This window comes from Achromobacter sp. Marseille-Q4962, assembly GCF_943737005.1.
In the GTDB taxonomy this organism is placed as follows: Bacteria; Pseudomonadota; Gammaproteobacteria; order Burkholderiales; family Burkholderiaceae_B; genus Achromobacter.
Genome location: NZ_CALSFU010000037.1, coordinates 21,351 through 27,772, shown reverse-complemented (window position 1 = coordinate 27,772; position 6,422 = coordinate 21,351). Strand labels below are relative to the sequence as shown.

Sequence of the window (6,422 nt, the reverse complement as noted above, 5' to 3'; positions counted from 1 at the left end):
TGGCGCTGCTGTCGAGGTCGAACTTTGGTTCGGGCAGTTCGGCCTCGGGGGCGAAGATGCGGCGGGCGCTGGAGCTGGTGCGCGAGGCGGCGCCGGAGCTGGAGATCGACGGGGAGATGCACGGCGACTGCGCGCTGGACGAGGCGCTGCGCATGCGGATTCTGCCGTCGTCCACGCTCAAGGGCGAGGCGAACCTGCTGGTGTGCCCGAACGTGGATGCGGGCAACATTGCGTACAACCTGCTGAAGACGGCGGCCGGGGGCAATGTGGCGGTGGGCCCGTTCCTGCTGGGCGCCAACGCGCCGGTGCACATCCTGACGTCCAGCTCTTCGGTGCGCCGCATCGTCAACATGGCGGCTCTCACGGTGCTGGACGCGAACCGCGCGCCCGCCTGACCGGGGCGGCGCGCGCCATGGCCCGGCGCCGCGCCGGGCCGCGGCGGCCTGCTCAGGTGCTGCTGGCTTTCCAGGTGCCGTCGGGCTGCTTGCAGAACCAGAACTTCCAGGTTTCGGACGTGGACGTGCGGGAGAAGTCTCCCTGCAGGAAGCGGCAGAGGCGGTCGTTGCTGCCTTTGCTGGTCTGGGTGGGCGTGAGCTTGACCGTAATGGGCGGCGCGCCCTTGCGGCGCGGCGTGCTGCTCCAGCTCGTGCTCAGGCCGTCGGGAGACGTGTTCAGCGCGTCGGCCACGGCCTGGCGGAACGCGGCCTGGTCGCTCTTGGGAATCTGGGTGATCAGCGCGTCGTTGAGCATGACGGGCGGCGCCGCGAGCGCGGCCGTGCCCAGGCTGCAGGCCGCGGCGAGCGCGGCGAAAAGTGCCAGGGGTTTCTTCAAGATGAACCTCCTCATTCTTGTGTAGGCGCAAGTCGCAGGATGCCAAATGGTACGCCACGAAAGCGGTTTGGTGTGAGTGGACTTCACGGCCGGCAAGCGGATACGCGCGCCGGCAAGCGCATGCCGCGCGCCACCCACACCGCCGCCGCGCCCACCAGCAGCGCCGCCGCGGGCCAGCCGTAGGCGTCGATCGCGGCGCCCACCGTCATCGGTCCCACGACCTGGCCCAGGCCGCTGCCCTGCATCAGCAGTCCGATCACGATGGGCGCCAGCGCGACGCGCGGCGCGACCGCCGGCGCGCTGGCGATCAGCGTGGCCGGGACCAGGCCGCCCACGCCCGAGAAGATCAGGCACAGCGCATAGGTCGCCACGTTGCCGAAAGGCGACAGGAAAATGCCCAGCGCGGCTGCGCCCATGACCGAGCAGGCCCCCGCGATCAGCGTGGCGCGCCCCGCGCCCCGCGCCAGCAGATGGCCGGCCGCCAGGTTGCCGGCCACGTTCGCCAGCACCGTCGCGGCCGAGAGCAGGCCGACCGCGCCGTGCGCCACGCCCATGCGCTCGATCAGCAGAATGGGCAGGAAGCTGTACAGCGCGAAGGACATCAGGCTGTACAGCGTGAAGCAGGCCGCCGAGCGCAGCGCCGGGCCGCCCCGGACGACGGCGGACACGTCCGCAGCCATACCGCGCAGGAGCGCGCCAGCCGTGCGCGGCAGCGGCGGCGGCGGGCGGCGGGGCACGGCTATCCACACCGCCGCGCCCGCGGCCAGCGCCAGCGCGGCGCTGGCCCACCACAGCGCGCGCCATCCGGAAAACAGCGGCCCGGCCGCCATCGCCAGCGCCATGCCGGCCGGCATGTAGCAGCTCCAGAGCGCGAAGACCACGTCGCGCCGCGCGGGCGCGGCCACGCGCTGCAGCGCCGCGGGCGCCGACACCGTGACCAGCAGAAAGCCCAGCCCCTCCGCCACCCGCGCGGTCATCAGCACGGCGAGCGAGGGCGCGAGCGCCCCGGCTGCCGCGCCGCCGATGACGGCCAGCAGGCCGGCCAGCAGCATGCGCCGGTCGCCCAGCACGGGCACCAGCGCGCTCGCGGGAACACTGGCGGCCAGGGCCAGCACGGCCACCACCGACATCAGCGCGCCCGCCTGCGCCAGGCTGAGCCCCAGCGCGTCGCGCAGCATGGGGATGGCGATGGGCACCTTGCCGACCTGCGCGGCGGCCACGATGCCCGCGCCGAGCACGGCGAACACGGTCGTCCATACGGCGTGCCCGCCGCGCGCGTTTTCCACGGAATCCGTCATCGATCCTCCCTCTTGGCGATGCCGATCGGGAAATAGCATCGCACCTGTTTCATATCTACGGAAGTGATATAAATTTGATGCAGATGATCTATGAATCAGATCGGAAAAACGCGCTTTTCCCGCCATGCTCGATGCCCTGACCCTGGACCAGTTGCGCACGTTCGTCACCGTCGCGGAGGCGGGCAGTTTCCGCGCGGGCGCGGCGCGCCTTGGCCGCGTGCAGTCGGCCGTCAGCCACGCCATCGCCAATCTCGAGGCCGAGCTGGGCCTGGCGCTGTTCGACCGCAGCCGGAGGCGTCCCGCGCTTACCGCGCAAGGCCAGGCGCTGCTCGCCAATGCGCGCGACATCCTGCTGCGCGTGGATACCCTGCGCGCCCGGGCGCGCGGGCTTGGCCGCCACCTGGAACTGGAGCTGTCGGTGGCAGTGGACACGCTGTTTCCGCTGGGGCAGGTCGGAGAGGCGCTGGCCCGCATGCGCCGCCGCTATCCCTCGGTGGCCGTGCGGGCGGCCCGCTGGCCGCCTTGCTGCAGGCGCGGGCCAGCCTGGCCGTGATGGTGGGCGAAGGGTTCCGCGACCCGCGGGTGGCGCTGGAGGCGCTGGCGGCCACGGAAATCGTGGCGGTGGCGGCGGCCGGACATCCGCTGGCGGCGGCGCCGTCCGGCCGGTCCCTGGGCCTGGACGACCTGGCCGATCATCTGCAGATCGTGCAGTCCGATCCCTCGGCGTTGTCGGAGGGGCGCGACTTCGGCGTGCTGTCGCCCCAGACCTGCCGCGTCAATACGCAGGACGCCAAACACGCCATGATCCTCGCCGGCCTGGGCTGGGGGCGTCTGCCTGTCTGGCTGGTCGAGCGCGACCTGCGCGAAGGGCGGCTGGTGCCGCTGCCCACCGCTGCCCTGGGCCGGGAGGCGCGGGTGGCTTACGAGGCCTACCTCGCGCACCGCGTCGACCAGCCGCTGGGGCCGGCCGCGCAGGCGTTCCGCGAAATCCTCGCCGCCATCGCGCGCGTCGCGTGAAGAGGGCCTTGCCGCCGCGCCGCCCCGAGGTAAAAAAAGCCGCCATTGCTGGCGGCCCAAGTACAACAAGAGGAGGGGGTATTCACATTATTGTGATGGGGCGGTGTTCATTGGCCATAGACGCCCTGGAAGGGCATGTCGTTGGGCTCGACGTTGGATACCTGGCCGGCGGCCTTGGCGGCGGCCAGTTCGGCGCGGACCTGGGCGCGGGTCTTGCCCGATTCCACGGCGCCGTAGACGCCCTGGAAGGGCATGTCGTTGGGCTCGACGTTGGACACCTGGCCGGCAGCCTTGGCGGCGGCCAGTTCGGCCTGGACCTGGGCGCGGGCCGGGCCGTCGTAGGCGGCGCCGTACACGCCCTGGAAGGGGATGTTGTTGGGTTCGATGTTCTGCGAAGCGTAGGCGCCGGAGCTGATGGCGGCCAGGGACAACATCAGAGCAGTAGCAAGCGTCTTCATGATAAACCTCCGATTTCAAGAGCTTTGGGAGCGAATCCGGCGGCCTGTCCGTCGTGGTTCGTTGCTGTATCCCGATGCGAATAGTGTGCGCTCTTGGGAGGTAGGGATAAACCCTTATATCCGTAAAAGATATTTTCACTATTGGGATAATAATGAATATATCCGTTTTTTTTTGCCGTGTATGGAATCAAAAGGGCGTGAGATAGCCCGCGCAGCCGGCGCGCCGTGCGGGCGTTCAGTAATGCGGGGGAATCTCGTCGCGCAGGCTGCGAAATGCCGGGGCGTTTTCCGGCCCCTGGCGGCGCAGCTCGGCCAGCTCGCGCGCCAGCAGCTCGATCTGCTGCTGCTGGCGCGCGATGACCTGGTTCAGGTGGTCGAGCAGGTCGTCGGCAAAGCTCGCCTTGATTTCCAGCTCGGTGAGGCGGCGTTCAATGTCTTGCGATGGGTTCATGCGCGCTATTAGAACGCAATCCCGGCGCGGCCGCCGCAAGGCAGTATGATCCAGGCCGTCCCCGGTTCCGGGACACCATTATGCCGAGGAAGAAACCATGAGCGATAACGAGGTCAGCATAAGCCGCCTCGATGGCGTCGCGGCGGCCGCCAGCGTGCAGGAGCTGGCCGATGTGCTGATCGACTGCGTGGAAGGCGGAGCTTCCGTGAGCTTCATGCTGCCCCTGGCGCGGCCTGCCGCCGTGGCGTTCTGGACGTCGGTGGCGCAGGGCGTGGCGCGCGGCGAGCGCATCCTGCTCGTGGCGCGCCTGGAGGGGCGCATCGTCGGCACCGTGCAGCTGGTGACGGCCCAGCCCGAGAACCAGCCGCACCGGGCCGACGTGGCCAAGATGCTGGTCTGCCGCTCGGCCCGGCGCCGGGGCATCGGCCAGCGCCTGCTGCAGGCCGTGGACGAGGCCGCGCGGGCCGAGGGCAAGACCGTGCTGGTGCTGGACACCGTAACGGGCGGAGACGCCGAGCGGCTCTATGCGCGCTGCGGCTGGCTGCGCGTGGGCGTGGTGCCCAACTATGCGCTGATGCCGGACGGCGCGCTTTGCGCCACGACCTACTTCCACAAGCAGCTGGGCGGCGCGCCGGCCTGAAGCGGGGGCGTCAGGCCGTGGGCAGCGCCACGCCGAGGGCGGCGAACAGGCCGCCGCATACTTTGTTGAAGCGCCGGCCGGCGCGTTCCAGCCAGGGCCGCACGCGATGCGCCAGCCGGGCCAGGCCATACTCCACCGCGAATTCGATGCCGGCGAAGGTGGCCGCCATGACCGCGAACTGCGTGAGCAGGCTGCGCGCCGGATCGACGAACTGCGGCAGGAAGGCGCCGTAGAAAAGCAGCGCCTTGGGGTTGGAGATGGCGGAGAGAAAGCCCTGGCCGAACATGCGCGTGCCGCGCAGCGCGGGCGCGCCGGCCGGAGGCCGCAGCGTGACGCCCGGGGCGCGCCAGAGCTGCACGCCCAGGTAGATCAGGTAGGCGCCGCCGGCCCACTTGAGCGCCGTGAGGGCCGGCGCCCAGGCCTTGAGCAGGGCGCCGATGCCGAGCATGGAAAGCGCGATCAGCGCGACGAAACCGGCGGCGCCCCCCGCGATGGTGCACAGCGCCCTGCGGTGTCCGTGCAGCGCGCCGTGGGTCAGCGCGAGCAGCGTATTGGGGCCGGGCGTGAGCGACAGGCCGGTGACGGCGAGCAGATAGAGCAGCCAGGTGTGCAGGGCCATGGGGAAATTCCGCGGATCGAAGGATGGGGGAAGTATACGTTTGCCGGCCCGTTTCCCTTGCGGGCGCGCCGCGCCCGGGCAGGCAAAAGAAAAACGGGCGCCAGCGGCGCCCGTTTTTTCGTGCAGCGTCGGAACAGGAGCCTTACATCGAATGGCCCATGTTGACGTTCATGTTGTACAGCACCCAGGCCGACCCGCCCACGATGATGAAGATGATCAGCGCGGTGAAGACGAAGGTCGAAAGGTTGTCGCGCGAGGACTTGGAGCCCATGTGCAGGAAGTAGACCAGCTGCACCAGAAGCTGGGCCACGCACAGCGCCACCACGCCGATGACGACAGTGGCGCGCGGCAGCGCGCCGCTCATCACCAGGCCGAAGGAGCCGAAGGTGAGGATGAGCGAGAGCGCAAAGCCCACGATGTAGGACTTCAGGGTGCCGTGGTCGGCGGCGTGCTCGTCATGGCCGCTGGCGGCCGCGGAATGGTGCGACATCAGATGGCTCCCATGAGATAGACGAAGGTGAAGACGCAGATCCAGACGATGTCCAGGAAGTGCCAGAACAGGCTCAGGCAGGCCAGGCGGCGCTTGTTGATCGCGTCCAGCCCGTAGCGGCGCATCATGTCGAGCATGATGACGATCCAGATCAGGCCGAAGGTCACGTGCAGGCCGTGGGTGCCGATCAGCGTGAAGAAGGCCGACAGGTAGGCGCTGCGGCCGGGGCCCGCGCCTTCCTGGATCAGGTGATGGAATTCGTAGAGTTCCATCGCGATGAAGCCCGCGCCGAACAGGAACGTGATGGCCAGCCAGCCCATGGCGCGGCTCTTGTTGCCGGCATGGACGTTGAGGTTGGCCAGCCCGAACGTGAAGCTGGAGAACAGCAGCAGCAGGGTCTCGACCAGCACGAACTTCAGGTCGAACAGTTCCTTGCCCGTGGGGCCGCCCGCGGTGGCGTTGAACAGCACCGCGAACGTGGCGAACAGGACCGAGAAGATCAGCAGGTCGCTCATCAGATAGATCCAGAAACCGAAGACGGTCTTGGATCCATCGTCATGGTGCGCATGGTCGTCGTGGCCGTGCGCGTTGGGGTGAGTGGCTACAGCGTGAATCATG

At 69.1% G+C, this 6,422-nt stretch carries 11 protein-coding genes; 4 read left to right on the top strand and 7 right to left on the bottom strand.

What is annotated here, in order from left to right:
- On the top strand, positions 1 to 395 hold a 395-nt coding region (locus tag NGJ44_RS21435), incomplete at its 5' end, for a phosphate acyltransferase (protein WP_251865692.1).
- Between the two features lie 52 nt (positions 396 to 447).
- Here NGJ44_RS21435 and NGJ44_RS21430 read toward each other — a convergent pair.
- Complete coding sequence (locus NGJ44_RS21430) at positions 448 to 831, bottom strand: hypothetical protein (protein WP_251865690.1); 384 nt, start codon at positions 829 to 831, stop codon at positions 448 to 450.
- Between the two features lie 83 nt (positions 832 to 914).
- Positions 915 to 2,129 carry an MFS transporter gene (locus tag NGJ44_RS21425; RefSeq protein WP_251865688.1) on the bottom strand — a complete coding sequence of 405 codons (1,215 nt, stop codon included), beginning with the start codon at positions 2,127 to 2,129 and terminating at the stop codon, positions 915 to 917.
- A gap of 124 nt (positions 2,130 to 2,253) precedes the next feature.
- On the opposite strand from NGJ44_RS21425, the gene NGJ44_RS23225 reads away from it, so the two are divergent.
- Both NGJ44_RS23225 and NGJ44_RS23220 read left to right on the top strand, forming a co-directional pair.
- Complete coding sequence (locus tag NGJ44_RS23225; RefSeq protein WP_502802158.1) at positions 2,254 to 2,682, top strand: LysR family transcriptional regulator; 429 nt, start codon at positions 2,254 to 2,256, stop codon at positions 2,680 to 2,682.
- Complete coding sequence (locus tag NGJ44_RS23220; protein WP_502802157.1) at positions 2,652 to 3,146, top strand: substrate-binding domain-containing protein; 495 nt, start codon at positions 2,652 to 2,654, stop codon at positions 3,144 to 3,146. Before NGJ44_RS23225 ends, NGJ44_RS23220 begins: the two co-directional genes overlap by 31 nt.
- A gap of 107 nt (positions 3,147 to 3,253) precedes the next feature.
- Here NGJ44_RS23220 and NGJ44_RS21415 read toward each other — a convergent pair whose 3' ends face one another.
- A complete protein-coding gene (locus NGJ44_RS21415; RefSeq protein ID WP_053245555.1) occupies positions 3,254 to 3,604 on the bottom strand; it encodes a DUF4148 domain-containing protein in 351 nt (116 codons plus the stop codon).
- A 235-nt stretch (positions 3,605 to 3,839) separates the two neighbouring features.
- Positions 3,840 to 4,055, bottom strand: a complete 216-nt coding sequence (locus NGJ44_RS21410) for a SlyX family protein (protein ID WP_053245556.1) — start codon at positions 4,053 to 4,055, stop codon at positions 3,840 to 3,842.
- 97 nt (positions 4,056 to 4,152) lie between these two features.
- On the opposite strand from NGJ44_RS21410, the gene NGJ44_RS21405 reads away from it, so the two are divergent.
- Positions 4,153 to 4,695 carry a GNAT family N-acetyltransferase gene (locus tag NGJ44_RS21405; protein ID WP_251865686.1) on the top strand — a complete coding sequence of 181 codons (543 nt, stop codon included), beginning with the start codon at positions 4,153 to 4,155 and terminating at the stop codon, positions 4,693 to 4,695.
- A gap of 10 nt (positions 4,696 to 4,705) precedes the next feature.
- Here NGJ44_RS21405 and NGJ44_RS21400 read toward each other — a convergent pair whose 3' ends face one another.
- The 3 genes from NGJ44_RS21400 to cyoC all read right to left on the bottom strand — a co-directional run bounded on the left by NGJ44_RS21400 (position 4,706) and on the right by cyoC (position 6,421).
- On the bottom strand, positions 4,706 to 5,314 hold the full coding sequence (locus NGJ44_RS21400; protein WP_251865684.1) for a LysE family translocator: 609 nt from the start codon (positions 5,312 to 5,314) through the stop codon (positions 4,706 to 4,708).
- A 142-nt stretch (positions 5,315 to 5,456) separates the two neighbouring features.
- Complete coding sequence (gene cyoD, locus NGJ44_RS21395) at positions 5,457 to 5,804, bottom strand: cytochrome o ubiquinol oxidase subunit IV (protein WP_053245558.1); 348 nt, start codon at positions 5,802 to 5,804, stop codon at positions 5,457 to 5,459.
- A complete protein-coding gene (cyoC, locus tag NGJ44_RS21390; protein ID WP_053245652.1) occupies positions 5,804 to 6,421 on the bottom strand; it encodes a cytochrome o ubiquinol oxidase subunit III in 618 nt (205 codons plus the stop codon). Before cyoC ends, cyoD begins: the two co-directional genes overlap by 1 nt.
- Position 6,422: the final 1 nt, after the last annotated feature.

Excerpts from the sequence above, each read along its gene's own strand:
- NGJ44_RS21425 (WP_251865688.1), bottom strand. The coding sequence starts at position 2,129 with ATGACGGATTCCGTGGAAAACGCGCGCGGCGGGCACGCCGTATGGACG.
- NGJ44_RS23225 (WP_502802158.1), top strand. The coding sequence starts at position 2,254 with ATGCTCGATGCCCTGACCCTGGACCAGTTGCGCACGTTCGTCACCGTC.
- NGJ44_RS21415 (WP_053245555.1), bottom strand. The coding sequence starts at position 3,604 with ATGAAGACGCTTGCTACTGCTCTGATGTTGTCCCTGGCCGCCATCAGC.
- NGJ44_RS21410 (WP_053245556.1), bottom strand. The coding sequence starts at position 4,055 with ATGAACCCATCGCAAGACATTGAACGCCGCCTCACCGAGCTGGAAATC.
- NGJ44_RS21405 (WP_251865686.1), top strand. The coding sequence starts at position 4,153 with ATGAGCGATAACGAGGTCAGCATAAGCCGCCTCGATGGCGTCGCGGCG.
- NGJ44_RS21400 (WP_251865684.1), bottom strand. The coding sequence starts at position 5,314 with ATGGCCCTGCACACCTGGCTGCTCTATCTGCTCGCCGTCACCGGCCTG.
- cyoD (WP_053245558.1), bottom strand. The coding sequence starts at position 5,804 with ATGTCGCACCATTCCGCGGCCGCCAGCGGCCATGACGAGCACGCCGCC.
- cyoC (WP_053245652.1), bottom strand. The coding sequence starts at position 6,421 with ATGATTCACGCTGTAGCCACTCACCCCAACGCGCACGGCCACGACGAC.